This is a genomic window from Paenibacillus sp. 32352, assembly GCF_002042965.1.
GTDB lineage: Bacteria > Bacillota > Bacilli > Paenibacillales > NBRC-103111 > Paenibacillus_S > Paenibacillus_S vulneris.
The window spans coordinates 132,790-157,963 of the sequence record NZ_MZNT01000005.1 but is presented as its reverse complement, the minus strand read 5'-3'; the positions used below and the strand labels follow the sequence as shown (position 1 = coordinate 157,963).

At 48.3% G+C, this 25,174-nt stretch carries 29 protein-coding genes; 26 read left to right on the top strand and 3 right to left on the bottom strand.

The window, feature by feature from the left end:
- Positions 1–122: 122 nt before the first annotated feature.
- Positions 123–1,379, top strand: coding sequence for an aspartate kinase (locus B1728_RS13820; protein WP_079910811.1), 1,257 nt, complete (start codon positions 123–125; stop codon positions 1,377–1,379).
- A 4-nt stretch (positions 1,380–1,383) separates the two neighbouring features.
- On the opposite strand, the gene B1728_RS13815 is transcribed toward B1728_RS13820, so the two are convergent.
- The 3 genes from B1728_RS13815 to comA all read right to left on the bottom strand — a co-directional run bounded on the left by B1728_RS13815 (position 1,384) and on the right by comA (position 3,575).
- Positions 1,384–1,848, bottom strand: a complete 465-nt coding sequence (locus tag B1728_RS13815) for a DUF441 domain-containing protein (RefSeq protein ID WP_079910810.1) — start codon at positions 1,846–1,848, stop codon at positions 1,384–1,386.
- A 73-nt stretch (positions 1,849–1,921) separates the two neighbouring features.
- Positions 1,922–2,659, bottom strand: coding sequence for a 2-phosphosulfolactate phosphatase (locus tag B1728_RS13810; protein ID WP_079910809.1), 738 nt, complete (start codon positions 2,657–2,659; stop codon positions 1,922–1,924).
- A 79-nt stretch (positions 2,660–2,738) separates the two neighbouring features.
- Positions 2,739–3,575 (bottom strand): phosphosulfolactate synthase, encoded by an 837-nt coding sequence (gene comA, locus B1728_RS13805; protein ID WP_079910808.1) that lies wholly within the window; start codon positions 3,573–3,575, stop codon positions 2,739–2,741.
- A 169-nt stretch (positions 3,576–3,744) separates the two neighbouring features.
- Between comA and B1728_RS13800 the strand changes: the two genes are divergently transcribed.
- The 25 genes from B1728_RS13800 (at position 3,745) to spoIVB (ending at position 25,033) form a co-directional block, all read left to right on the top strand.
- The gene (locus B1728_RS13800) at positions 3,745–4,011 is read left to right on the top strand and encodes a YqhV family protein (protein WP_079910807.1); all 267 of its coding nucleotides are present in this window, start codon (positions 3,745–3,747) and stop codon (positions 4,009–4,011) included.
- Between the two features lie 69 nt (positions 4,012–4,080).
- On the top strand, positions 4,081–5,181 hold the full coding sequence (spoIIIAA, locus tag B1728_RS13795) for a stage III sporulation protein AA (protein WP_079910806.1): 1,101 nt from the start codon (positions 4,081–4,083) through the stop codon (positions 5,179–5,181).
- Position 5,182: 1 nt separating this feature from the next.
- Positions 5,183–5,701, top strand: a complete 519-nt coding sequence (gene spoIIIAB / locus B1728_RS13790; RefSeq protein ID WP_079910805.1) for a stage III sporulation protein SpoIIIAB — start codon at positions 5,183–5,185, stop codon at positions 5,699–5,701.
- A 154-nt stretch (positions 5,702–5,855) separates the two neighbouring features.
- On the top strand, positions 5,856–6,059 hold the full coding sequence (gene spoIIIAC / locus B1728_RS13785) for a stage III sporulation protein AC (RefSeq protein ID WP_079910804.1): 204 nt from the start codon (positions 5,856–5,858) through the stop codon (positions 6,057–6,059).
- 16 nt (positions 6,060–6,075) lie between these two features.
- On the top strand, positions 6,076–6,465 hold the full coding sequence (gene spoIIIAD / locus B1728_RS13780) for a stage III sporulation protein AD (protein WP_079910803.1): 390 nt from the start codon (positions 6,076–6,078) through the stop codon (positions 6,463–6,465).
- A 26-nt stretch (positions 6,466–6,491) separates the two neighbouring features.
- A complete protein-coding gene (gene spoIIIAE, locus B1728_RS13775) occupies positions 6,492–7,733 on the top strand; it encodes a stage III sporulation protein AE (RefSeq protein ID WP_256865346.1) in 1,242 nt (413 codons plus the stop codon).
- 22 nt (positions 7,734–7,755) lie between these two features.
- Positions 7,756–8,487: a stage III sporulation protein AF gene (spoIIIAF, locus tag B1728_RS13770; protein WP_079910801.1), complete on the top strand. Its 732-nt coding sequence runs from the start codon at positions 7,756–7,758 to the stop codon at positions 8,485–8,487.
- Positions 8,488–8,520: 33 nt separating this feature from the next.
- Positions 8,521–9,156 (top strand): stage III sporulation protein AG, encoded by a 636-nt coding sequence (spoIIIAG, locus tag B1728_RS13765; protein ID WP_079910800.1) that lies wholly within the window; start codon positions 8,521–8,523, stop codon positions 9,154–9,156.
- Positions 9,157–9,198: 42 nt separating this feature from the next.
- Entirely contained in the window at positions 9,199–9,984 is a 786-nt protein-coding gene (locus B1728_RS13760) for a SpoIIIAH-like family protein (protein WP_079910799.1), read from the top strand.
- 211 nt (positions 9,985–10,195) lie between these two features.
- On the top strand, positions 10,196–10,678 hold the full coding sequence (gene accB / locus B1728_RS13755) for an acetyl-CoA carboxylase biotin carboxyl carrier protein (protein ID WP_079910798.1): 483 nt from the start codon (positions 10,196–10,198) through the stop codon (positions 10,676–10,678).
- A gap of 122 nt (positions 10,679–10,800) precedes the next feature.
- Positions 10,801–12,159 (top strand): acetyl-CoA carboxylase biotin carboxylase subunit, encoded by a 1,359-nt coding sequence (gene accC, locus B1728_RS13750; protein ID WP_079910797.1) that lies wholly within the window; start codon positions 10,801–10,803, stop codon positions 12,157–12,159.
- Between the two features lie 198 nt (positions 12,160–12,357).
- Positions 12,358–12,768: an Asp23/Gls24 family envelope stress response protein gene (locus B1728_RS13745; protein WP_079910796.1), complete on the top strand. Its 411-nt coding sequence runs from the start codon at positions 12,358–12,360 to the stop codon at positions 12,766–12,768.
- Between the two features lie 76 nt (positions 12,769–12,844).
- Complete coding sequence (amaP, locus tag B1728_RS13740; RefSeq protein ID WP_079910795.1) at positions 12,845–13,405, top strand: alkaline shock response membrane anchor protein AmaP; 561 nt, start codon at positions 12,845–12,847, stop codon at positions 13,403–13,405.
- Positions 13,406–13,419: 14 nt separating this feature from the next.
- On the top strand, positions 13,420–13,659 hold the full coding sequence (locus tag B1728_RS13735; RefSeq protein WP_079910794.1) for a DUF2273 domain-containing protein: 240 nt from the start codon (positions 13,420–13,422) through the stop codon (positions 13,657–13,659).
- A 241-nt stretch (positions 13,660–13,900) separates the two neighbouring features.
- Positions 13,901–14,353, top strand: a complete 453-nt coding sequence (gene nusB / locus B1728_RS13730) for a transcription antitermination factor NusB (RefSeq protein WP_079910793.1) — start codon at positions 13,901–13,903, stop codon at positions 14,351–14,353.
- Between the two features lie 46 nt (positions 14,354–14,399).
- Positions 14,400–15,269 carry a bifunctional methylenetetrahydrofolate dehydrogenase/methenyltetrahydrofolate cyclohydrolase FolD gene (folD, locus tag B1728_RS13725; protein WP_079910792.1) on the top strand — a complete coding sequence of 290 codons (870 nt, stop codon included), beginning with the start codon at positions 14,400–14,402 and terminating at the stop codon, positions 15,267–15,269.
- 3 nt (positions 15,270–15,272) lie between these two features.
- Positions 15,273–16,649, top strand: coding sequence for an exodeoxyribonuclease VII large subunit (gene xseA / locus B1728_RS13720; RefSeq protein ID WP_079910791.1), 1,377 nt, complete (start codon positions 15,273–15,275; stop codon positions 16,647–16,649).
- The gene (gene xseB / locus B1728_RS13715) at positions 16,624–16,881 is read left to right on the top strand and encodes an exodeoxyribonuclease VII small subunit (protein WP_079910790.1); all 258 of its coding nucleotides are present in this window, start codon (positions 16,624–16,626) and stop codon (positions 16,879–16,881) included. Before xseA ends, xseB begins: the two co-directional genes overlap by 26 nt.
- On the top strand, positions 16,878–17,783 hold the full coding sequence (locus tag B1728_RS13710) for a polyprenyl synthetase family protein (RefSeq protein ID WP_079910789.1): 906 nt from the start codon (positions 16,878–16,880) through the stop codon (positions 17,781–17,783). The genes xseB and B1728_RS13710 overlap by 4 nt, the downstream gene beginning before the upstream one ends.
- Positions 17,784–17,960: 177 nt before the next feature.
- Entirely contained in the window at positions 17,961–19,847 is a 1,887-nt protein-coding gene (gene dxs, locus B1728_RS13705; RefSeq protein WP_079910788.1) for a 1-deoxy-D-xylulose-5-phosphate synthase, read from the top strand.
- Positions 19,848–19,878: 31 nt separating this feature from the next.
- Entirely contained in the window at positions 19,879–20,712 is an 834-nt protein-coding gene (locus B1728_RS13700; RefSeq protein ID WP_079910787.1) for a TlyA family RNA methyltransferase, read from the top strand.
- Between the two features lie 73 nt (positions 20,713–20,785).
- Positions 20,786–21,265, top strand: coding sequence for a hypothetical protein (locus tag B1728_RS13695; protein ID WP_079910786.1), 480 nt, complete (start codon positions 20,786–20,788; stop codon positions 21,263–21,265).
- 163 nt (positions 21,266–21,428) lie between these two features.
- Complete coding sequence (gene ahrC / locus B1728_RS13690; protein ID WP_079910785.1) at positions 21,429–21,878, top strand: transcriptional regulator AhrC/ArgR; 450 nt, start codon at positions 21,429–21,431, stop codon at positions 21,876–21,878.
- 16 nt (positions 21,879–21,894) lie between these two features.
- The gene (recN, locus tag B1728_RS13685) at positions 21,895–23,589 is read left to right on the top strand and encodes a DNA repair protein RecN (protein ID WP_079910784.1); all 1,695 of its coding nucleotides are present in this window, start codon (positions 21,895–21,897) and stop codon (positions 23,587–23,589) included.
- Between the two features lie 115 nt (positions 23,590–23,704).
- The gene (gene spoIVB / locus B1728_RS13680; protein ID WP_256865345.1) at positions 23,705–25,033 is read left to right on the top strand and encodes a SpoIVB peptidase; all 1,329 of its coding nucleotides are present in this window, start codon (positions 23,705–23,707) and stop codon (positions 25,031–25,033) included.
- Positions 25,034–25,174 lie beyond the last annotated feature (141 nt).

The following is a 25,174-nucleotide window of genomic DNA, read 5'->3' as shown; positions in this document are numbered from 1 at the left end:
CTTGAGAAGGAAAAATGGCATATTATGCGGGAGAATTCGACATAATTCTACTTCAACCTTGGGCGTTCTTATGGTATAATGATACATTGTTATGCAAAAGTTTCGGTAGGGAGTGAACAGCTTTGTCTCTTATTGTAATGAAATTCGGCGGCAGTTCCGTTGGTGATGCGGAACGGATGAAACGTGTGGCCAACCGTGTAGTAGAGAGACAGCGGGAAGGCAACCAATGCGTTGTTGTCGTTTCTGCCATGGGTGATACAACAGACGATTTGATAGACTTGTCGAAGCAAATTTGTTCGGTAACGCCTCCTGCACGTGAAATGGATATGCTGTTGACTACGGGCGAGCAAGTATCGGTAGCATTACTGTCCATGGCAATCCAAAGCTTGGGCCAGCCGGCTCTATCCTTTACCGGATGGCAAGCGGGTATGTACACGGATGAGGTACACGGTAAAGCAAGAATTACGGATATTCAGCCTGAAAGAATTTTGAACGCTGTGAATCAAGGGAATGTTGTTATCGTAGCCGGATTCCAGGGCATGACGGCGGACGGAGAGATCACGACGCTGGGACGCGGCGGTTCCGATACGACGGCCGTTGCTTTGGCAGCCGCTATTCAAGCGGACGTCTGCGAAATATTCACGGACGTAGACGGCGTATATTCCACAGACCCACGTGTTGTTAAATGCGCGCGCAAGCTTCCTGAAATCACGTATGACGAGATGCTGGAGCTGGCGAATCTGGGTGCAGCCGTATTGCATCCGAGAGCAGTTGAGTATGCAAAGAACTATAATGTGCCGCTGGTGGTAAGATCCAGCTTTAATCATAATGCAGGTACGAATGTGAAGGAGGAAGCAGCGATGGAGCAAGGAATCGTTGTTCGCGGGATTGCAAGCGATAAAAATGTGGCTAGAATCAGTATCCTTGGTATTGAAGAAAAACCGGGGCAATTGGCAAAAGTGTTTACCGCTTTGGCTAAAGAGCAAATCGATGTAGATATTATCGTGCAAAGCGGTGTCATGAACGGGCAAGCGGACTTTTCCTTCACCGTCTCTCTAACCGATAAGGATAGAGCCTTGGAAGTTATTCAAAGCATCCGTTCCGAGGTGGGCTTCCGCGAAGTATCCTCCCAGGAGAACCTCGTTAAAGTATCCATCGTAGGGGCTGGAATGGTTAGTACTCCGGGAGTCGCTGCCAAAATGTTCGAGGTCATTTCCGATCTTGGTCTTAGCATCAATATGGTCAGCACATCGGAAATCAAAACATCCTGCGTCATCGAAAACAGCCGCCTAAACGAAGTAATCCAAGCGCTGCACACGGCATACGGCTTGGATACGGATCAAACAGCATTTGTAGGCGGACCTCAAGACCGCAGATAATTCATTACTTCAGCTTGTCAAACATAAAGGTAAACAGCTTTAATAAGAAAGCGGTAATTCCTGCGGCCATCAACGGACCGACAGGAATTCCTTTTAAGAACAGAATACCGAAGATTGAACCGATAACAAGGCCCACAACAAGTTGTGGGTCTATTTTTAACAGCTCCAGCCCTTTCCCGTTCATATAAGTCGCTATGGCTCCACCAAGAAGCGCCAGGATCCCCGGCCAGGTGGTAAACATGCTGGTGACATCTTTAAAAGTGATTCGCTGGCTTGCAAACGGCACAAGTACACCCATCGTCAGGAAAAGCAGGCCAAGCTCCAGTCCCCGACGCTCAATGGTCGGCAGGAAGCGCTCTAAGTGGATCAGTTTTACAATGAGCAGCACACAGGCAGCTGTTGTAATAATTGGCGACCGCCCCAATAGACCGATAATGATGAGAACTAACAGCAGTATGTCTCCGTTCATCGTAGGACCCCTTGTCTCATAGACTTCCTTCTAAGTGTATGAGATGGACGAGTTTTTAGAACAAGAGACTCTATTAAATATGGTGGGAGACCGAAGATGCAACCAGCTTCCCTTCACGTACGACCGGAACCAGAGAGAGCGCATCCCTTTGTGCACAGTAATGGATGTCTTCAATGAAGCCCAGCTTGCTTAACCTTTTGCCGTTGGCACATTGCAACAAAGCCTCCAATATGCCGGACTGCACATGGCGAAACGCGTGCAGCATGCTGAGTCCAAAATCATTCATGATAAAACCCGCACTGCCATTGCCTGCTAATTTGAGCATTTCATCTATGAGCTGGCCGGCACATAAGCCGTCCTCTAAGGCAAATACATCCTGAGTTCCCGAACAAAGAATGACGATGTCTTTTTTGAGGCTTAACGCCTCTTCGGCACAAGCCTTTCCGTTTAGTAAGGATGCGGCGATGATGGTGCATGCCTTATTCGCCTTTTGAATGGCTCTCGTCCCGTTCGTCGTTGTCATAATGAGGGTTTTGCCTGCAATAACGTCCTCTGTGTACTCTAATGGCGAATTGCCGAGATCAAAGCCCGGTATTTTTTTGCAGGCTCTCTCTCCTCCCAGTATAAACCCCGGCTGATATAGCTGTTTGGCTTGTAATACGGTTTCAACCGGATAGATCGCTTTGCATCCATGGGCTAGTGCAGTGAGAATCGTACTGGTAGCACGTAGGACATCAATGACGATGACCGTTTTGTTGATAAGCTCATCTGCGCGCGCCTCATTGACGCTGGGTAGTACCGTAATTTCCACGCTTGGTGCCTCCTAAGAGTTTTTGCGCCAGCAAAAACTGGCTACGAAAGCATATGCTTCGTTTTTGCGCCTCAGTCCGCTATATTTCCCAATTCCCGTTAAAATCAGATGGGGCTGTTTCCTGACCCAAATGAAGCGTATCGGATCTCAGCCCCCGGCGAAGAGCCTCCAGCGAGATCAGGTCGGCAGGCGCAATGTTGCCCAAATGAATATCCGTCCCCAATGTGTTCAATAAATGGACCTGTTGATCTTTATGCGGAGCTTCCCATAGGAGCAAATGCTTGCTTGGCACCTGACGAAGCACCAGCTCGATAGCTTCATCCTTGCAGCCTCCCTGCTCGTCATAGATGCCGACGCCTTTGCCGGACTCCCGTCCTTCAATGGTAATAAGGCTCGCCCCTAATTCTGAATCGATAACTACCGTTTCAATCAAGTCCTCGATCTCGATGGAAGAGCCCCAGCATTTTTTTCCGTATTCCGTAATGACCGTATAGCCCAGTTCTTTGGCGCGGCGAATTAATTCGCTTCGAACAGACCTATCCAATTCAATCGTGCCATCAGAGATTTCGAGTCCGTTGAATCCGAGAAAGGCGGCCATATCGAAAAACTCATCAACAGCGCCCTGGCTTATTGCGACCTCAAGAAACGTACCGCCGGGATAGATAATAATATCATGCTCTTTGACCATTTCAATTTTTCGTTTCAGCAGTGACGTGGAATAGAGCGGCGACGTGCCGAAGCCGATTTTTAACATATCCATATGATCTCCAGCTGTTTGCAATAAATCTTCAAGAGCATGAATGCCTAACCCTTTATCGATAACCATCGTCTTGCCAAGTTCTCTTGGCTTCATCGTACGTTTTCTCGTCGGATCGTTTAAAAGGGGATGCCACTTGACCTGTGACGTAACCTCCATGTCCTATCGCCTCGCTGTTTACATTTTTTGTATTGATTTATGTGTCATCATATGCAATTGCAATTAGGGGTGTGCCCATGATGCCTAAAATGAGACGAGCCTGCATAGATTAATAGAGAAGCTGATGATGACAGCTTGCTATTGATAAATAGAGGGAGGGAAAAGAGCAGTGATCAACAAAATCGTGCTCAGTATGGCATCGCTGCGACTGTTTTCAGGAACTATCGAAATTATGGCCGCACTAATCATGCTCAGGTTAAATCAGATTGACAAAGCGCTGATGGTGAATACCGGGTTAGCTATGGTAGGGCCGCTCGTTCTATTGACTACAACGACACTCGGATTGGTAGGACTTGCGGAAAAGCTATCATTCAGCAAAATGATTTGGGTTATAGCAGGAGTTAGCTGCATTTTTATAGGTATTTTGAAAAAGTAAATAGCATAATTACTTCGGCCAAGCATACACATGATTATGAAAGATGGACAGCTTGGGGGGATGAAAGAAATGCATTCGCTTCTCCGGCTTTTTTCTGTCCCTTTGCGCCAAAGACTAGCAACTCTACCAAACCGGATCATGGAGGAGATACAAGAGATTCGGGTACGGGAAGATAGGCCGCTGGAAGTGGTTTGGGGACAAAAGTACGGCTTCATCGCGGATTCCGGACTTTGTGAGGACCCGGAGCTTGCTTACAGGCCGACCAGGGACGATTGCTCGACCTTGCTGGAGATGCTGACACAGCATTCGCTTTATACCTTCGATGAAGAGCTAAGGCGCGGCTATATCACAGTGCAAGGCGGACACCGCATTGGAATAGCAGGCAGAACGGTACTGGAGCAAGGAAAGGTAAAGCTTCTGAAGGAAATTACAAGCTTTAATATCCGGATCGCAAGGGAGTTAAAAGGGGTTGGCAGTAGCGTGCTGCCTTACTTGGTGGATAGCTCGACCTCGGGGGTACACCATACGCTCATCGTTTCTCCGCCGCAGCAGGGCAAGACGACGTTAATTCGAGATCTGGCAAGACTGATCAGCTCGGGTTCAGCCGAGGATTCGATCCACTGGTTGTCGAGAGGATGGAAGGTAGGCATTGTCGATGAGCGCTCCGAGATCGCTGCTTGCGATAGAGGAATCCCACGGTTTGATCTCGGGCCGCGAACCGACGTGCTGGACGGTTGTCCTAAGGCGGAAGGAATGATGATGATGATCCGGTCCATGTCACCGGAAGTGCTTATTGTAGATGAGATCGGCCGACAAGAGGATGTAGCGGCTATTCATGAAGCCATTCATGCCGGGATTCGTGTCATTGCAACCGCACACGGTCTGAATCATGGCGATGTCAGCAAGAGACCGGTTCTGCAAGAGCTGCTGAGCGAAGAAGTGTTCGAACGGATTGTCATTCTGAATAAACGATCCGGGGCAGGGACGGTGGAAGGGATTTACGATGCCAAAGGAAAACGGTTGGAGCTGGCAAAGACAGCGGGAACCTTGACGCCCTATTCGGTATCGGGCCAAATGGATAAAAGGCCGGGACAGGATCGTCTTATTGATTGGACAGGGAATGCCGCTTTCCAGGTGAGCGGCCGCTCGTCGAAGGGGAGGAGGGAGTAACTTGCTGAAGCTTCTCGGAGCGATGATGATTTTGCTGTCGGCCACCTTATTCGGATTTTATCAGGCGCAGCAATATTCCCGGCGGCCCAAGCAAATTGGCGATGTTATCAGGGCTCTTCAAAGACTGGAAACCGAAATCGTATATGGCTTCACTCCATTGCGGGAAGCTCTGATGAAGGTAGCCAGTTCCTGCCCCCAGCCGGTCACTGCTATCTTCCGTCATACAGCGGAGGAGCTGGGGCAGGCAGGCGGCCGCCCCGCTCAGCAAATATGGCAGCAGTCGCTTCAAGAGCATTGGAAGCATACTTCCATGAAGGCGGGTGAGCAGGACATCGTTCGCCAGTTGGGCTTCACCTTGGGCTTATCGGATAGTGCAGATCAGGTGAAGCATCTGCGATTAGCGATCCAACAGCTGCAGGGCGAGCTGGATGGCGCAGAAGAGGAGCGCAAGAGATATGAAGGCATGTGGAGGAGCTTGGGCCTTCTTATGGGAGCTTTGGTCGTCATTCTGATGTATTAGTCTGCAACCGTTACTCAAGCGAAGCAGAGTCGGTTGTCAGAGAGACTGCAACCGTTACTCAAGCGAAGCAGAGTCGGTTGTCAGAGAGACTGCAACCGTTACTCGGGCAATAAGGTTAAAGATGTAGTTAGAGGCTAGGAGTGAGGTGCCACGAATGAACGTAGATGTGAACGCGATATTTCAGATCGCCGGAATCGGAATCATTATCGCGATGATTCATACCGTGCTTAAGCAGATGGGCAAAGAGGATATGGCGCACTGGGTTACCTTGATAGGATTCGTTGTCGTGCTGTTTATGGTTGTCAGCCTGCTTGATAACTTGTTCAAGGAAATCAAAACCATTTTTTTATTCCAGTAGATGCGGGTGAGACACAGTGGAGATCGTACAAATCGTAGGTCTGGGCTTAATCGCTACCATACTGGTACTGATCATCAAGGAACAGAAGCCTATATTCGCCTTCCTTCTGGCCGCGTTTACGGGCATCGTCATCTTCTTGTTTCTTATAGGCAAGATCGCATCCGTCATTCAAATTCTGGAGGATCTTGCCGTGAATGCGAATGTCAATATGATTTTCCTGAAAACGATCCTGAAAATTATCGGCATCGCGTATATCGCCGAATTCGGCGCCCAAATCGTCAGGGATGCAGGTCAGGAATCCATCGCTTCGAAGATTGAATTATCCGGCAAAATCCTGATTATGGTTATGGCCATACCGATTGTGTCCGTCATTATTGAAACGGTGGTCAAGCTGCTGCCCGCCTAAGTATATGATCCCGGGAGATGAAGCAAATGCTGCTCACAATGTCGTACATGGAGAAGTGGTTCCGGAGAAGGGCGGCCAAGCCTCTGCTGCTTCTGCTGTGCCTCATCGGCCTCTCGTTGGCCGGGGATCCCTTAGCTTACGGTCTCACGGACAATGCCAGCATCGTGCAGGCTACGCCCGTAGAGCAGATCATTAAAGAGCAGGCAGAAAGGCTGAATACCGATCAGGTGGAGCAATATTGGAATCAGCTGATGAAAACGTACGGCGGGTATTTTCCCGACAGTAAGACCCCAACGTTTATGGAGCTGCTTACAGGCTCAAAGGGTTTAGGGTTAAGCTCCATATTCACGGGAATTGTCCGATACCTGTTTCATGAGCTTTTGTACAACGGCAAGCTGCTTGCATCCATTGTCGTGCTATCGATGTTCAGCATGCTGCTCGAGACACTGCAAAGCGCGTTTGAGAAAAATACCGTCAGCAAAGTGGCCTACGCAATTACATTTGTCGTACTGATGATCATGGCTATCAACAGCTTCAGCGTAGCCATAGGTTATGCCAAAACGGCGATAACGGACATGATTCACTTTATGATTGCGGTCGTTCCGCTCCTGCTGACCTTGCTGGCTTCAATGGGGAACGTCGTATCGGTCTCCGTGCTTCATCCGCTCATCATCTTCATGATTCATGCCGTAGGAACCGCAATCTATTTGGTTGTTTTCCCTCTGCTGTTCTTCTCGGCCGTGCTTCATATAGTAAGCTCGCTGACAGATAAATACAAAGTCAATCAGCTAGCCAATTTGCTGAGGAACGTGAGCGTAGGCTGCCTGGGCGTGTTCGTGACGGTGTTTCTCGGCGTCATCTCCATCAGAGGGGCGGGGAGTGCGGTAGCAGATGGGGTTACGATCCGAACGGCCAAATATATTGCGGGGAACTTCGTTCCTGTGGTTGGGAGAATGTTTTCCGATGCTTCGGAAACCATCATCGGAGCTTCGCTACTGGTGAAGAATGCAGTGGGACTGGCCGGTGTCGTCATCCTTTTGATCCTTTGCGCTTTTCCGGCATTGAAAATAATGGCGCTTGCCTTGATATACAACGTGTCTGCAGCGGTGCTTCAGCCGCTCGGGGACAACCCGCTAATAACTTGTCTTGAAACGATAGGCAAAAGTTTGATCTATGTATTTGCCGCTTTGGCTGTTGTGGGGCTGATGTTCTTCCTTGCCATTACGATCTTAATAACGGCCGGCAATTTGTCCGTCATGATGCGCTAGGCATTAGGAAAGGAGCTTGGACATGGAATGGTTAGGCGGCTGGCTTAAATCCATCGTGCTGGTAATCCTGCTCGCAACTTTCGTCGATATTCTGCTGCCGAGTCAATCGATGCAACGATACGTCAAGACCGTCATCAGTTTATTCATTTTACTGATTCTGCTGCAGCCCTTGCTCTCTATTTTCCAAAAAAATGTTCCTCTTGATCAGATGCTGGCGGATGCATTTAACACCAAAGGCGGCGGACTATTCGCTTCCATGGGGTCTCAGGAAAATTCCGGCCAGATGATGTCTCTTGGAAGCATCCAGCAGCAAGCGGAGCAGCTAAAAGCCCGGCAGGAGCAGCAGTCCCAGCGAATCGCCCAGCAGCAAATAGAAGATTTGATGAAACGCGGCATTGAACAAAGCGCTGCCGTTGATGTTCAAAGCGTGAAGGTACAGACGGCCAAGGACAGCAGCGGACAGCTGCAGATCGTCAGAGTCGATGTCAGTGCCGCTCCAAGGGCGCCGACAGAGCCTGCGAAGCCTCAAGGAACCGATTCTATCAAAAACGTCACCATTGAGCCTGTGCAGCCGGTAGTCGTTCAGATTGTACCCGACAGCAAATCGGAAGGGAAGAATTCGAAGGATCTGCCGGCATCTGCAAACGGCTATGAACAAGAAAGTACGCAGATTCGGATGTCGATCAATAAAGAATGGCAGGTGCCGCTTAGTCAAATATATGTTGACGTAGCTCAAGATAAATGGAAATCGTAAGCCGAGTAAATGGATGCTGAGGAGGTGTGAGCGATGGGTGGTTTTATGAAATGGATGGAGACTTGGTTAGGCGGAGGGCCGAACGGCACGAAGCGGATAAAGACGTTTCGATGGCTGATTCTGCTTGGGCTTGTGGGAGCAGCGTTTATGATTCTCAATTCTTTCATCACGGTGAAGGATGTTGACCCCATCAATGAAGGGAGGGCTTCCCCGGATCCTCCTGCTCAGCCAGCCTTTACCTCCTCTGCCAGCAAAGAACGTTCCGCATTCCGGGACTATGAAGCTGCTTATGAGAATCAGCTTAAGGAAATTTTGACAAAAATTGTAGGGGTGGGAGAGGTGGAAGTGCTCGTTACGATCGATTCCACGGAAGAGGTTACGGTAGAAAGAAATACCAAGGAAACCCAGCAGGTAACAAATGAAAAAGACCAGCACGGCGCCACCCGCCACATTACGGATGTCACACGAAGCGGTGAGGTCGTTCTATATGAAGTATCCAACGGCAAGCAGCCGCTTGTTCAAAAATACATCAAGCCCAAAATAAGGGGGGTCTTGGTTGTAGCTAAAGGCGCCGAGAATTTAACGGTGAAAAAAATGATTACCGAGGCAGTCGAAAGAGGCTTGGACGTCCCGGCCAATAAGATTTCAATCTTACCCCGTAAGCAATAAAGATTAAAATATATACCCCACATTCCAAGGAGGAATAAAAAGATGAATACGAAAAGGCAAACAATTTGGTTGGTTTCGATGCTCAGCTTGATGGTCGTGCTCTCCGCATACTACTTGTTTACCGAGGATGTAAGCAAGCTGGAAATGAACTCTACGAGCACTGCACCTACCGCCAAAGAAATCGTCGTCAATACCAATGATTTGAATGGCAAGCAAACGCCGGCCGATCCAAAGGCAGACGTTAAAACAGATGACAAAACGGGCGCAGCCGCTCCGGAAGCCAAACAATCCGGATCAACCCAAACGACGCAGGATCCAAAAGCAAGCAGCACGAAAACAGATCCTACGTCCTCAACCAAGACAGACACAAAAGCTAAAACTGATGCAGCTCCCAACAGCCAATCCACTTCTAAAGCCAATGAACAAGTAAGCCCGGCTGACGCCAAGGTGCTGCAGCAAGTCCAAACCCAGGCGAAATCCGGTACAGACTATTTCATCAATCTGGGCTTGAAGCGCGATGAGGAAATTGCCAAGCAGTCCGAGAAATGGGTTACGATTCTCTCCGATTCCAAGCAAACGCAAGAAGCTGCAGCAAGTGCGGCGGCCGAGCTGCAAAAGCTTCAGGATAATGAAACAAAGATAACCAACCTTGAAGAAAGCTTGATGAAGGACTTCCCGCAAGCCGTAATCACGCAAGAATCCTCGAAATGGAGAGTAACTGTGCAAAGCGCCAAGCTTGAAAAAAGCCAGGCTGTCAGCATTGTTGAGAAAGTAATGCAGGAAATGAACGTTAGCCCGGACAAAGTTGTCGTTCAATATGTACCTTAAGGTCAATTAGAGCATAGAAGGAACAGGACGGTTTCCGAGGATCCCCAGGATCTTTGAAACCGTCCTGTTCTTTGTGGCTTGCTGCGAATCCATGCGTCCTGCTGACCGTGCTTCCGCATATAAAGGATGTAAGAATAAACTCTTTTCTTCAAGTAAGATTGTGTTATAATAACAACGTCGTTGTTTCACCATCGTTGAAGGAGTGAATCTTGTGTTTAAATTAAACGAAATAAAAGAATTGATACAGCTTATTGATCAAAGTTCCTTACATGAATTGGAAATTGAAAATGAAGGCTCCCGCCTTACACTTCGTAAACCAAATAAAACGGAATCTGTAGTTGTTACAGCATCACCTGTTCAACAAGCCTTCACCCCTGTGATCGGACAGCAGCCGCAGGCTGTACAAGCCCCTGCCGCTGAGAGTGCTCCGGCAGTGTCCAAGCAGGAAGCTGGCCTACATACTATCGTATCTCCGATGGTCGGTACATTCTATGAAGCACCGTCTCCGGGTGCAGCGTCCTTTGTGACCAAAGGCAGTGCGGTTAAGGAAAAAACAGTTGTATGCATCATCGAAGCTATGAAGCTTATGAACGAAATCGAAGCGGAAATCAAAGGTGAAATCGTAGACGTTCTAGTTGAGAACGGACAATTGGTTGAGTACGGACAGCCTTTGTTCCTGGTTCGCCCGCAGTAAGGCTGGGCCCATTGTTCGAAACCAAAGCCTAGCGTATGCCTAGTTTTGCTGCGAGCAAAACTCAGAGTTATAGCTTTCGAAGAAAGCTTTGCCTACGCAAAGCTCTCAGGAGGAGAAAATCAGTGAAGTTTCAAAAAATACTTATCGCCAACCGAGGAGAAATCGCAGTACGCATTATAAGAGCATGCCAAGAAATGGGCATTTCGACTGTTGCGGTTTACTCTGAAGCGGATCGCGAGGCGCTGCATGTTCGTCTTGCCGACGAAGCCTACTGCATCGGACCTACTCTGTCCAAAGACAGCTATCTTAATTTAACTAATATTTTAAGTGTAGCTACTTTGACGGAGACGGATGCGATCCATCCCGGCTATGGATTTTTAGCCGAAAATGCGGATTTCGCGGAAATTTGTGAAAGCTGCAATATTACATTTATTGGGCCGTCAGCTGATGCTATCAGCCGGATGGGGGATAAATCGGTCGCGAAGCAAACGATGAAGGACGCCAATGTTCCTGTTATTCCCGGTTCAGACGGACTTGTCGAGGATATGGAGGATGCTATCCGCATCGGACGCGAGATCGGTTATCCTGTCATTATTAAAGCGACTGCAGGCGGCGGAGGCAAGGGTATCCGTATTGCCGAGAACGAGGAAATGCTGATTCAGCAAATTACGACCGCGCAGCAGGAAGCCCAAAAAGCTTTCGGTAATGCCGGCGTATATCTGGAGAAATACTTGACGGGTATGAAGCACGTGGAAATCCAGATTTTGGCGGACAAGCATGGCAATGTGGTCCATCTTGGAGAGCGTGACTGCTCGGTCCAACGCAGACGCCAAAAGCTGGTTGAGGAAGCTCCTTGCTCTACCTTGACGCCGGAAATCCGCAAGCAGATGGGTGACGCGGCTGTTCGCGCGGCGCAGGCCGTTAATTATTCGGGAGCGGGTACGCTAGAGTTTTTGCTCGGTCCGGACGGAAAGTTCTACTTTATGGAGATGAATACGCGCATTCAGGTTGAGCATCCGGTAACGGAGCTGATTACAGGAATCGATATTATTAAAGAAATGATTCATGTAGCTCAAGGCGAGCCGCTATCCTTCTCTCAAGAGGATGTGCAAATTAACGGCTGGGCTATCGAATGCCGTATCAACGCGGAAGATTCGACGCGCAACTTCATGCCTTCAGCAGGTCAAATCCAGTTTTATTTGCCTCCGGGCGGTTTTGGAGTGCGTGTAGACAGCGCGGCTTATCCGGGATACACGATCCCTCCGCATTACGATTCGATGATTGCCAAGCTGATCGTATGGGGGAAAGACCGTAACGAAGCCATTCATAGAATGAAACGCGCTTTGTCGGAGTTTACGATTGAGGGGATTCATTCCACGATTCCTTTCCATATGAAGCTGCTTGAGCACAAGAAATTTATTGCCGGCGACTTCGACATCAAGTTCCTAGAAGAGCATGATGTGAATGATCCTAATTCGTAATCTGTCATTTGTCATATATTTAGGATAATGGTATAGTAATCGATAAGACAAGTTTTGTGAAATGACGCATATGCATTAAGTAAGCGCTGATTTGCTTACGGTCGCTAACAAGCAGCAGGTATAGACTTCAAGGTCTTTGCCTTTCAGCGTCTACTAAGTATGTTTTGCTGTCGCAAAACTTCCAAGGAGGATCCTTTTATGACAACCATTGCTGCCGATTATGAAAAAACTGACATGGGCACGATTCAAATTGCTCCTGAGGTTATCGAGATCATTGCCGGAATGGCGACCATCGAAGTGCCTGGCGTAGCCGGGATGAGCGGTGGATTCGCAGGCGGTATCGCCGAGCTTCTGGGCCGCAAAAATATGTCCAAGGGCGTTAAAGTGGATGTAGGCCAGCGCGAAGCAGCGATCGATGTATCGATAGTGATTGAATTCGGCACCAGAATTCCTGAAGTGGCTTCCGGTGTGCAGCAAAATGTTAAACACGCGATAGAGTCAATGACAGGTTTGAGCGTTGTACAAGTGAATGTACATATTCATGATGTCATCTTCAAAGGCGCAGACAAAGTGGAAGAGGTTGAAGTTACGCCTAACCGAGTCAAGTAGACACGTAAATATGCTCTTGGCAAACCCCCTTCAAGCCGTAAGGGGGTTTCCTCTAATTCGGAAGGAGTCCGGTTGTGTGATCAAAGTAATTGACAGATTGCTTTTATTCCTATTTAGTCTGGCTGTTTTGATCGGATGCGTGGTCATGTTATTTTGCGCATTCGGATGGATTTCTTTTGATAACGCCAAAAACTTCGCTTATGATGTCTATTATGTTATGGATACGGCGCTTATTTTTATTGCGGTAACCGTTATTCTTGCCTTGATCAGTATTCGTTTTTTGTATGTATCGGTACGCAGAGGCCGGTCCAATGTGCCATCGATTGACCAGCGAACGGACTTCGGCGACATTCGCATTTCCATGGAAACGGTAGAAAATTTGGCGCTTAAGGCTGCTCACCGCTCCCGCGGTGTAAAGGACCTGAAAGCGCGAGTGAAGGTAAGTCCGGCCGGGCTCGAAATTATCATTCGCGCGATTGTGGACGGGGAAAGCTCCATCCCGCAATTGACGGAGGAAATGCAATCCGGCATTAAAGAGCATATAGAAGAAATCACCGGTATCCCAGTTGCCCAAGTAACGGTGTTCGTAGCGAATATTCAACAGGCATCCCCCACTTTTAAGAGTAGAGTGGAATAGAGGTGAGCTCCCGGATGTGGATACAGCTATGGGAACAACTATGGGCTAATCACAGAGGCAAAACGATGTTGTCCATCATCGGAGTGCTGCTCGGAATCATCTATTTGATTTGCGGACTATGGGATATGTTAATTTTTGTCCTTATCGTATATACTTGTTATCATATAGGGAAAAGAGTCGATCGGGGCGAGCCGGCAGTTCCCATTGTACAAATGTGGCGCTGGCTAATGGACAAATGGAGATTGTTTAGATGAAATCCCTGGTTCTTTCCAAGGATTTTTTTGTTTGATTAGGCAAAACAATTTCATCGGAAGCCCGGTACTAGTGAAAAAGCATTCCTTTTAAGGGAAAGCTAGATAATGCTTACACAAGACAGCTTTCTCTTTGGGAAAGCTCAGTAACGCTTACGAAGATAGCTTTCCTTACAGGAAAGCTCAGCAACGCTTACGAAGATAGCTTTCCCTTCGGGAAAGCTCTTAGGAGGAAACTTATTTAATGAGAAGAAGATTGGCAAGGGAACTGGCGCTGCAAAGCCTGTACCAAATGGAAATGAACGAAGTGAGCGCAAGAGAAGCCATCGCTCATGTGGTGGAAGAGGCACAAACGGAAGATGAAGCCCAATTGACCAAGGAGCAGGACCAAATCGCTGCTCATGACGTGACCGAGCTGGTAGAAGGGACGATCTCGCGCAAGGAACGGATCGATGAGCTTCTGATGGATTATTTGAAGGGATACAAAATGGACAGGCTGTCCAAGGTCGACCGCGAAATCTTAAGACTGGCTACATATGAAATGGTTTACCGCGAAGACGTTCCACCGAAGGTTGTCGTCAATGAAGCGATTGAATTGGCTAAGCACTTTGGTTCGGAAGAGTCGGGCAAATTTGTTAATGGGGTATTAGGGAAGATGATCAAGGAGCTTGACAGCATTAAGGCCAAAAGCCTGTAAGGGTTGATCAAATTCATTACCAAACAGTTGAGAGGGGAATTCTTTCATGCCGGCGCAAGTCATTAACGGAAAAGAAATTGTAAGTGCTTATCGTGCACAAATCAAGGAAGAAGTAGAGCAGCTGAAGAAAGACGGATGCCATCCGGGTCTTGCTGTTGTTATTGTCGGCGATGATCCGGCTTCTCATGTTTATGTGCGGAATAAAGCCAAAGCCTGTGAAGAAGCGGGGATTTACTCCGAAGTCCACAGCCTGCCGGAGCATACTTCGGAAGCGGAAGTGCTGGCTTTGATCGAGCAGCTGAACGGAAACGACCAAATTCATGGCATTTTGGTCCAATCGCCTTTGCCTAAGCATATTTCCGAGGAGAAAATTGTTGAAGCAATCGCTGTTGAGAAGGATGCGGACTGCTTCCATCCGGTGAATGTTGGGAATCTGATGATTGGCAAGGAAGGACCTGCTCCTTGTACGCCGGCGGGGGTTATCGATATTTTAAAACGGGTAGGCGTTGAGATTGCAGGCAAGCATGCGGTCGTTATCGGCCGAAGCAATATTGTCGGCAAGCCTATGGCCATCCTGCTGCTCAGAGAAAATGCAACCGTAACGGTTGTGCATTCCAAAACCCCTAATATGGCGGAGATTACCCGTCAAGCGGATATTTTGGTAGCTGCCGTAGGGAAACCGAAAATGATCAAAAAAGAGCATGTCAAACCGGGTGCTGTCGTAGTCGATGTCGGTATTAACCGGTTGGATACGGGCAAATTGGCAGGCGATGTCGATTTTGACGATGTGCTTGATACCGCAAGCTATATTACACCGGTTCCTGGCTGTGTCGGTCCGATGACGATTACGGTCTTGCTTCGAAATACTTTGGAAGCGGCAAAGCGTACTGCTGTACAATCCAAAGTGAATGGATAAGCGATGAGCCAAAAATCGATATTCTCTATTAAAGAGCTTAATCGTTACATAAAAATGAAGCTGGAAAGCGATCATGTCATCCAGGATGTATGGGTGCGGGGGGAAATCTCGAATTTTACCCATCACTCCAGCGGTCATATGTACTTTACGTTAAAGGACTCGGACAGCCGGTTAAAAAGTATTATGTTCGCCTCGTATAATCAGCGGCTCGGATTTATTCCGCGAGAAGGCACCAAGGTGCTTGCTTGCGGCAATATTTCGGTGTATGAAAGGGACGGGCAATATCAATTTTATGTGACGCAAATGCAGCCTGCCGGCATCGGAAGCTTATATTTGGCTTTTGAGCAGCTGAAAAAAAAGCTGGAGAACGAAGGGCTGTTTGCCGTCTCCAAAAAGAAAGCCATCCCCCGCTATCCCAAGGCGATCGGAGTCATCACTTCGCCTACGGGCGCGGCGGTAAGAGATATCATCATCACACTGCAGCGGCGTTATCCGAACGTGCCCGTGTTATTGTATCCCGTTCTCGTACAGGGAACCCAAGCGGCACCTTCCATCGTCAAAGCGATTGAAGCAATGAACGAAATGAATGAGGTAGATGTCCTGATAGTCGGACGAGGCGGAGGATCGTTGGAAGAGCTATGGGCCTTCAATGAAGAGAAGGTGGCGCGGGCGATATTCGCATCGGCTATTCCGATCATTTCTGCCGTTGGCCATGAAACCGATTTTACGATTGCGGATTTCGTAGCGGATCTTCGGGCGGCGACGCCTACAGCGGCTGCGGAATTGGCCGTCCCTCACCATATGGAGCTTAAGCAGCAGCTGAGCTTTTTGAATCAGCAGTTATATGGCGGCTTGTCCAATCAATTGAAACGCAGCCGCGAGAGGCTGCAGCGGATTCGGCGTTCGCCGGTGCTTATCAATCCGAGACGGCAGCTGTTACTGCAACCGATGGAACGATTGGATCGTACTAAAGAGCAGCTGGGCTTTCAATTGCGTGGGAAAATCGCCAAGCTGCAGGAACGGCATATGAGACTGGATAAACGTCTATCCGCCTTTAACCCCAAGGAGCAAACGGTATATGCCAGAAAGCGCCTCGACGGCGCAGGCAAGCAGCTGCTCCAAGCTATGCAGCAGGCTAAGAAGCATAAGCAGCAGCAGCTCGTATCCGTAATGCGGCATTTGGATGCGCTAAGTCCTCTGAAGGTCATGCAGCGCGGATACAGTCTAGTCTATGATGAGAGCGAGAAGCAATTAATAAAATCCATACAACAAGTGCAACTTGGGGATGTACTTAAGCTGCGGCTGGTCGACGGGCAAGTGGATTGTCATGTGTGGTCAATGGAGGAGAAGCAAAATGACAAAACCGGAAACGACACCTAGCTTTGAAGAAGCTATGGACAAGCTTGAAGAGATCGTAGCCAGGCTGGAAAGCGGAGACGTTCCGCTGGAGCAGGCGATCGAGCTGTTTCAGGAAGGGATGAAGCTATCCCAGCTATGCGGACAAAAGCTCGAGCAGGTCGAAAGAAAAATAGAAATTTTGATGGATCAGGAAGGCGGACTGGTCAAAAAGCCGTTCAACCCTTCAGCTGACGAGAAAGGTGAACTTAAATGAGCACGGACTCTTCCATACAACACTATTTAGAGCAAAAGACAGCATTGATTGAAGCGGAATTGGCCGAATCATTGCCGGAAATATGGAATATTCCTGACAGCCTGCGCGAATCCATGATGTATTCCCTCATGGCAGGGGGAAAGCGGCTGCGTCCGATTCTGGTGCTGACAGCGGTGGAAGCGTTAAAGGGAAGCATCGAGGAAGCGATTCCGGTAGCTCTTGCCGTTGAGATGATTCACACGTATTCGCTTATTCATGACGATCTTCCTGCCATGGATAACGACGATTACCGCAGGGGCAAGCTGACCAATCATAAAGTGTACGGGGAGGCTATGGCTATTCTGGCCGGAGACGGGCTGCTGACCCACGCCTTTTATTCGATTGTGCAAGCTTACCGCGCTTATGGCGTACCTGCCGAGACGATCGTTGAGATCGTTGAAGATTTGTCCAGACTGGCGGGAGCGCCGGGGATGGTTGGCGGACAAGCGGCGGACATGCTGGGTGAGCAGGGAATTACCGGCTTGGAGCAGCTGGAATATATCCATCTGCACAAAACCAGCGATCTCATCGTCTTTTCCTTGAAGGCAGGAGGGCACCTGGGTGGTGCGACTCCAAAGCAGCTTCAGGCTCTTGAAAAGTTCGGACAGCATATCGGGCTCGCGTTCCAAATTCAAGATGATATCCTTGATGTGATCGGTGACGAAGAGAAACTGGGCAAGCCTGTCAAAAGCGATGAAAAACAGCAGAAGGTGACCTATCCGTACTTCGTCGGTATTGAAGCATCCAAAGAAAAGGTGGTTCAGTTAACCGAACAAGGCAAGCAGGCGTTGATCGATGCGGACTTCCCTTATGTGGACAGATTGCTTCAGCTTGCCGATTATTTGATCCAAAGAGATCATTAGAAGTACAGTGATGCGCTGGAATCAGTGTCCTTTCATGGAGGTTTCATTTGAGGGGAAATTGACCGTGTGTTATAATGGGTTCAACCATTTTCAAGATTTTCGTACCAGTTGACAGGTTCACTTTTCCCGGTTCGGCATATAGATTTTAAATTCAATCAAGGAAGCGAGGGAACAAGCGTGCTGCTCGAACAAATCAATCAGCCTGAAGACTTGAAGAAGCTGTCTATGGAGCAACTGGAGCAACTGGCTGCAGAAACCAGACAGTTTCTTGTTGAAAAGCTTTCAGTCACTGGTGGACACCTCTCGTCTAACCTTGGAGTCGTTGAGCTTACAATTGCGCTGCATTACTTGTTTAATAGTCCCTATGACAAATTTATTTTTGATGTGGGACATCAATCCTATGTTCATAAAATGTTTACCGGACGTATGGACAAGTTTGATACTTTGCGTAAATACAAAGGAATGTGCGGATTTGTAAAACGCTCCGAGAGCGAACACGATGTCTGGGAAGCCGGACACAGCAGTACTTCCTTATCGGCAGCTATGGGGATGGCCATGGCGCGGGATTTTAAAGGCGAGAGGAATAAGGTTATCGCCATTATCGGCGACGGTGCGCTGACAGGCGGAATGGCCTTTGAAGCCATGAACCATATCGGTCATGAGAAAAAGAATTTGATGGTCATTTTGAATGATAATGAAATGTCCATCGCTCCTAACGTAGGGGCTCTTCATAACTATTTGGGTAAAATCCGGTCGGACCGCAACTATGTGAAGGTGAAGGAAGAAGTCGAGTATTTGATCAAAAAAATACCGGCAATCGGAGGAACTCTGGCCAAAACGCTGGAGAAGCTTAAGGATTCGCTGAAATATATGGTTGTTAGCGGCGTATTGTTTGAAGAGCTGGGCTTTACTTATTTCGGACCTGTTGACGGGAACAACCTTCCGGTATTACTGGAAACCTTGAAGCAGGCTGAAAAGGTGGAAGGGCCGGTTATGGTTCATGTCCTGACTCTTAAAGGCAAGGGCTACACGCCTGCGGAAAAGGACTCCTATGCATGGCATGGAGCCAGTCCGTACAAGATCGAATCCGGCCAAATGCTGAAAGTCGTCGGACCGCCGATGTATACGGAGGTTTTCGGCAATACTTTGATTGAGCTTGCCAAGCAGGACGATCGAATCGTTGCCGTGACTCCAGCCATGCCGGGCGGTTCCGGTTTGAACGGCTTTGCGAAGCAGTTTCCCGGTCGTATGATCGATGTGGGTATTGCGGAACAGCATGCCGCCACTTTATGCGCGGGCCTCGCTAGCGAAGGAATCAAGCCTGTATTTGCGGTGTACTCTACCTTCCTGCAACGTGCATACGATCAGGTAGTGCATGATATTTGCCGTGCCGACCTGAATGTTATTTTCGCTATTGACCGCGCCGGCTTCGTCGGACCTGACGGAGAGACGCACCAGGGCGTGTACGATATCGCTTATTTACGCAGCATTCCTAATATGGTTTTGATGATGCCTAAGGACGAGAATGAGCTGCGGCATATGCTCAAAACTTCAGTCGAATATAATGACGGTCCTATCGCAGTCCGCTATCCGCGTATTGCCGGACTTGGCGTGCCTATGGATGAACCGCTTCATACGATTCCAATCGGCAGCTGGGAAGTCTTGAGACCAGGGGACAGCGCCGTGGTGCTGGCTGTCGGTCCGATGATTCCTATCGCCATGGAAGCGGCAGAACAGCTGAACAAAGAAGGAATCCAGCTCCGCGTAGTGAACGCAAGGTTCATTAAGCCAATGGATGAGGCGATGCTGCTCCAGCTTGCCAAAGAGCATCTTCCGATCATCACATTGGAGGAAGGCGCTCAGATGGGTGGCTTCGGCAGTGGCGTGCTTGAGTTTTATTCCAGCCAAAGCATTTATGGATTGCAGATTAAAATTATCGGAGTACCGGATTATTTTGTAGAGCACGGCTCTGTTGGGGAGCAGCGCAGAGAGGTCGGTCTTACCGTTGAGCGTCTCGTATCCGATGTGCAAGCGCTGATGCCTCGCAAACGCCAGCGTGCATAAGGCATGCACGAGAAAGTAGGAGCAGCAATAGATGGCAGCAGATAAAGAACGTTTGGATGTATTGCTCGTTGAGCAGGGTTTTTTTGAATCGAGGGAAAAAGCTAAGGCGTCAATCATGGCCGGCCTTGTATTGGTCGATGATGAGCCGTTGGATAAAGCGGGTACGAAAATTGCCCGCTCCTCCAAAATTGTTGTGAAAGGCGCCATCCACCCCTACGTAAGCCGCGGCGGGTTGAAGCTGGAAAAAGCGTTAAAGCAATTCCAGATCGACCTGAACGGAGTAACGATGCTGGATATCGGGGCTTCTACAGGCGGGTTTACCGACTGTGCACTGCAAAACGGCGCATCCTACGTATATGCTATTGATGTAGGGTACAATCAGCTGGATTGGTCTTTACGCAGCGATTCCCGTGTAAACGTCATGGAGCGAACCAATTTCCGGTTTATGCAGCCTGCGGATTTACAGGGTCCGAGCCCTTCGTTTGCTTCCATCGATGTATCGTTTATATCCTTGAAGCTGATTTTGCCCACACTCAAAACACTGCTTCTGGAGAATGGTGAAGTGGTTGCTTTGATTAAACCGCAATTTGAAGCAGGTCGGGAGAAGGTTCCTAAGACCGGGGTTGTTCGTGAGCCTGCGGTTCATACGGAAGTTCTGCAGACCGTATTAAGCTTCGCGGCGGATACAGGTTTTGTGCTGAAAGGATTGACGTTTTCGCCGATTAAGGGCGGGGAAGGCAATGTTGAATTTTTGGCCTATTTCCGCTGTAACACCGATGAAGCTGTGGTTTATCCCGAAGCTATTGAGGAACAAATTCAGCAAGTGGTCAGCGATGCGCAAAAGCTTCAAAACTCATCAAACTGATGAGTTTTTTTCCGTTTTTGGAGGATATTGCTCCTGTTTTCTCGAATACTAAGGCTTGAGGTGAAGGGATGCCATGCAGAACGGGGACGGTTTAGTCATCTTTCTCATTGTAGTGGTATTGGGAACCTGGCTTTTTATGTATGTTCGGGGGCGCATGAAGGAAACAGTGGAGCAAGGGCTGTATCCTGTTCCGGAGGCTCAGGAAGCGCCTGAGGACGAAGCAACGCGGCTGCTTGAAAGCGCAGGCTACACGGTGGTTAGCGGTAAACAGCGTATTCCCATGCAGATCACGGTCAACGACGATGAACAGCTGCAGAGCCGATTGTTTATTGATTATTTTGCCGAGCAAGACGGTCTTTATTACGCGGTTAAAGTAGCTAAGGATCGTAAGCCGATCGAAATGACGGGGAGCTCGGTTCGGGATCACTTGCTTGTCTATCAGCTTCTGTATCCGCAAACATCAGGAGTTCTTTACCTCGAGCTGCAACAGAATAGAGTAAAACGGATTGTTTTTCACATGAATATGGATTCGGATGAAGAAGAGACGGGATAACTGTATAATGGAATAATGTCCTGCAGGAAATCGCAATGCTTACGAAGTGAGTTTTTACTTCGTAAAAACTAAGCAATGCTTACGGAGTGAGTTTTTACTTCGTAAAAACTAAGCAACGCTTACGAAGTGAGTTTTACTTCGTAAAACTCTTGGGAGGTAAATAATGAAAGGCCAAAGGCATATCAAAATTCGGGAAATCATCACGAACAATGAAATCGAGACGCAGGACGAGCTGGTGGAACAGCTTAAGACAGCAGGTTTCCCCGTGACTCAAGCTACGATATCGCGAGATATCAAGGAGCTGCATCTCATCAAAGTGCCGCTCGATGACGGCCGTTATAAATATTCGGTTCCTGCCGATCAACGCTACAATCCCATGCACAGACTCAAGAGAGCGCTCAACGATCATTTCGTGCATATCGATTACACAGAAAATTTGGTCGTAATGAAAAGCTTGCCTGGAACAGCCAATGCCATTGGTGCCCTAATAGACAGTCTGGAATGGAACGAAATCATGGGAACGATTTGCGGGGACGACACCATTCTAATTATATGCCGAACCAAAGAGCAGAGCGGAATGGTTGTCAATCAGATTTTATCCATGCTGAGTTAACGGGAGAGAGAGAACGATGCTTCTTGAGATGTCGATACGGAATTTAGCGGTTATTGAAGCCGTCCATTTGCATTTTCGAAAAGGGTTTCACGTGCTTACAGGGGAGACTGGCGCCGGAAAATCGATCATTATCGATGCTTTAACCTTAATCGCCGGAGGAAGAAGCTCTGCTGATCTGGTTCGCTATGGCAGCGACAAGGCTACTATCGAGGCATTGTTTCAGATAGAAAGCGGGCATCCGGTGTGGGGCACCTTGTCTGAGCTTGGAATCGAAGCGGATTCGGAGAATCATTTGATCATACGGCGGGAAATTACTTCCCAGGGAAAAAGCACAAGCCGGATTAACGGTCAGCTTGTCAATTTATCCGGTTTGAAGGAAGTAGGAGAATGGCTTGTTAACATTCATGGTCAGCACGAGCATCAATCCTTGTTTCATGTGGAAGAGCATATCCGCTGGCTCGATATGTTCGGTGACAACGAAATTGGGCCGATTAAGCAGCAGTACCAGCAAGCCTTTGAGAAGTATTCTCATATACGAAAAAGCCTTAAGGAGTTAGAGGAAACCAGCAAGCAATCGCTGCAAATGCTTGATTTATATCGCTTTCAGGTTGAAGAAATCACATCGGCTCAATTAAAACGCGGCGAAGATGAATTATTATTCGAAGAAAAACGCAAACTAGCAAATGCGGAAAAATTATACCAGCACGCCGCTGATGCCTATGATCTTTTATATTCAGGGAATAAAGGCCTGGATGCCATTAATAAGGCCATTCAAAAGCTGGAGGATATAGCCGGACTGGATCCGGATAAGCTGAAGCCGCTGGTCGAGCAGGCTCAAAGCGCCTATTACCAGCTGGAGGATGCGGCATACCAAATCCGTGATTACAGGGATGATATCGAGTTCAATCCGGCCCGCCTGGAATACATTGAACAAAGACTCGATACGATTGCGACCTTAAGAAGAAAGTACGGAGAAAATGTAGACGAAATATTGAAGTACTTGGAGAAGGTCACCGCGGAGCTGGATTTGATCGAGAATAAGGACGAAAAACTGCAGGAGCTGCAAAAAGAAGAAATTGCGGCCTTATCCAAGGCTCAGGAGCTGGCAAGACAGCTGTCCGAGAAAAGGCAGCTCATCGCTGAGCGGCTGGCGCAAGAAATTGTAGCTGAACTGCGGGATTTACATATGGAAAGAACCCAATTTAAAGTTCAAATTCTTTACCGGGATGAGGCATTGACCATCGATGGTGCCGATGAGGTTGAGTTTCTGATCTCAGCGAACCCGGGAGAGCCGCTGCGAAGCTTGAGCAAGATTGCATCCGGCGGGGAAATATCCCGGGTTATGCTTGCCTTAAAATCGATTTTCGCTCGAATGGACCGTATTCCTGTGTTGGTGTTTGACGAAGTCGATACCGGGGTCAGCGGGCGTGCCGCACAAGCAATTGCCGAGAAAATGTCCAAGCTGTCGCGCGGCTGCCAAGTATTCTCCATCACCCATCTGCCTCAAGTGGCTTGTATGGCGGATGCCCATTACCGGATTCATAAAAACTCGGATAACGAACGCACGTTTACTCATGTAGATGACCTGAAGCAAGACGGCCGTATTCATGAATTGGCCCGTATGCTGGGCGGTGTCGAAGTAACGGGCAAGACGCTGGAGCATGCTCAAGAAATGTTGGATTTGGCTAACGAAAAGAAATCAAGGATGTAAAGGATCAAGCGTGGCATCATTTTCACTTATAAAAGGTTGGGCGTGAGGTTAACTTAATTGTACACAAGCGGCAATATACAGGGCCGCAGCGAAGGAAGCAAGGGAGCGTGACACCGTGAGTTCCAAACACCGAAAAAGAATGATTGGATTAATGCTCGTCTTCTTCGTTTGTCTAGGGAGTTTATCCACGCCTTTCCAAAGCTTTGCCTCATTCCCCGAGGAGCTAAGGCTCTTCACAGGCCAGCAGGCTCATCTTCAGTTAGCTATGCCGGTCAGTGCGCAAGTGACAGTGAACGATCCGGAAATTTTGAAGGTTAACGGTTCGGCCAAGCACTCATTCCAAGTGGATCTTCATCACCCTATTTCTTTGGAATCTTACAAGGCGGGTCAAGCGGAAATGAAGCTGAAGCTCTTCGGTAAAATTCCTTTAAAAACCGTCAAGGTTAGTGTAGTACCTGATTTAAAAGTGATACCCGGCGGCCAAACCATCGGAGTGAAGCTAAAATCAGCAGGCGTCCTTGTCGTTGGTCATCATCTCGTGGCTGTTGCCGAGGACAAAAAGATTTCACCGGGTGAGGATGCCAAGATACAGCTTGGGGATCTTATCGTCAAAATTAACGGAAAGCCTCTGAAGGAAATATCCAGGGTTGCCGAATTGACAGCCGAAGCAGGCAGCAGTAAGAAGCCTTTAACTTTAACTGTCAAACGTAACAATGAACTGATTGATATTCAAATTTATCCTTCCTATGATATTGTAGATAAGGCTTATCGATTGGGGCTGTACATTAGGGACTCAGCGGCAGGCGTAGGGACGTTGACCTTCTATGCACCGGATCAAGGGGTATATGGAGCTCTGGGGCATGTCATTACCGATATGGATACCCAGACCCCTATTGCTGTAGGCTCCGGGGAAATTGTGCACTCCAATGTTACCTCCATCTCCAAAAGCCAGAACGGCGAACCGGGAGAGAAGCGGGCTCAATTTTCCAAAGAGAGCAAGGTCTTGGGCAACATTGAGAAGAATACCCCTTTCGGCATATTCGGCAAAATGGGGGAGCTGCCTGATCATGGGCTCACCAAGGAAGCACTGCCTGTAGCTTTCGCTGAAGAGGTTAAGGAAGGCTCCGCCCAGATCTATACGGTCGTTAACGGTCAAAAGGTGGAGAAGTTCGATATCGAGGTTGTTCATGTCGCCAAGCAGGATTACCCGGCTACCAAAGGGATGGTCATCAAAATTACCGATCCGCGCCTGTTGGAAAAAACAGGAGGCATTGTTCAAGGGATGAGCGGAAGTCCCATCATACAAAACGGCAAAGTCATCGGAGCGGTAACCCATGTATTCGTCAATGATCCTACAAGCGGCTATGGCTGCTACATCGAATGGATGCTCCAGGACGCCGGGATCATGCTTAGAAATACCAAAGAAGAGCTAAAGGCAGGATAAAAGCCTTTAGTTTTTCTTTTTTGTTGACTTCTTTACAGTTTTGTCGAATAATGTACTTATTTGGTGTAAATTTTTTATTATAAATGAAAACTTAAAAAAAATCTAGAAAAATAATTTTCGACAGAAGGAATTTTATTGCTC

Bases quoted from the DNA above. Each gene is read 5' to 3' on its own strand.
- folD (WP_079910792.1), top strand. From the start codon at position 14,400: ATGCCGGCGCAAGTCATTAACGGAAAAGAAATTGTAAGTGCTTATCGT.
- spoIIIAA (WP_079910806.1), top strand. From the start codon at position 4,081: ATGCATTCGCTTCTCCGGCTTTTTTCTGTCCCTTTGCGCCAAAGACTA.
- xseA (WP_079910791.1), top strand. From the start codon at position 15,273: ATGAGCCAAAAATCGATATTCTCTATTAAAGAGCTTAATCGTTACATA.
- B1728_RS13760 (WP_079910799.1), top strand. From the start codon at position 9,199: ATGAATACGAAAAGGCAAACAATTTGGTTGGTTTCGATGCTCAGCTTG.
- spoIIIAF (WP_079910801.1), top strand. From the start codon at position 7,756: ATGGAATGGTTAGGCGGCTGGCTTAAATCCATCGTGCTGGTAATCCTG.
- B1728_RS13710 (WP_079910789.1), top strand. From the start codon at position 16,878: ATGAGCACGGACTCTTCCATACAACACTATTTAGAGCAAAAGACAGCA.
- xseB (WP_079910790.1), top strand. From the start codon at position 16,624: ATGACAAAACCGGAAACGACACCTAGCTTTGAAGAAGCTATGGACAAG.
- spoIIIAE (WP_256865346.1), top strand. From the start codon at position 6,492: ATGCTGCTCACAATGTCGTACATGGAGAAGTGGTTCCGGAGAAGGGCG.
- nusB (WP_079910793.1), top strand. From the start codon at position 13,901: ATGAGAAGAAGATTGGCAAGGGAACTGGCGCTGCAAAGCCTGTACCAA.
- recN (WP_079910784.1), top strand. From the start codon at position 21,895: ATGCTTCTTGAGATGTCGATACGGAATTTAGCGGTTATTGAAGCCGTC.
- B1728_RS13735 (WP_079910794.1), top strand. From the start codon at position 13,420: ATGTGGATACAGCTATGGGAACAACTATGGGCTAATCACAGAGGCAAA.
- B1728_RS13700 (WP_079910787.1), top strand. From the start codon at position 19,879: ATGGCAGCAGATAAAGAACGTTTGGATGTATTGCTCGTTGAGCAGGGT.
- spoIIIAC (WP_079910804.1), top strand. From the start codon at position 5,856: ATGAACGTAGATGTGAACGCGATATTTCAGATCGCCGGAATCGGAATC.
- spoIIIAG (WP_079910800.1), top strand. From the start codon at position 8,521: ATGGGTGGTTTTATGAAATGGATGGAGACTTGGTTAGGCGGAGGGCCG.
- ahrC (WP_079910785.1), top strand. From the start codon at position 21,429: ATGAAAGGCCAAAGGCATATCAAAATTCGGGAAATCATCACGAACAAT.
- B1728_RS13745 (WP_079910796.1), top strand. From the start codon at position 12,358: ATGACAACCATTGCTGCCGATTATGAAAAAACTGACATGGGCACGATT.
- comA (WP_079910808.1), bottom strand. From the start codon at position 3,575: ATGGAGGTTACGTCACAGGTCAAGTGGCATCCCCTTTTAAACGATCCG.
- B1728_RS13695 (WP_079910786.1), top strand. From the start codon at position 20,786: ATGCAGAACGGGGACGGTTTAGTCATCTTTCTCATTGTAGTGGTATTG.
- B1728_RS13815 (WP_079910810.1), bottom strand. From the start codon at position 1,848: ATGAACGGAGACATACTGCTGTTAGTTCTCATCATTATCGGTCTATTG.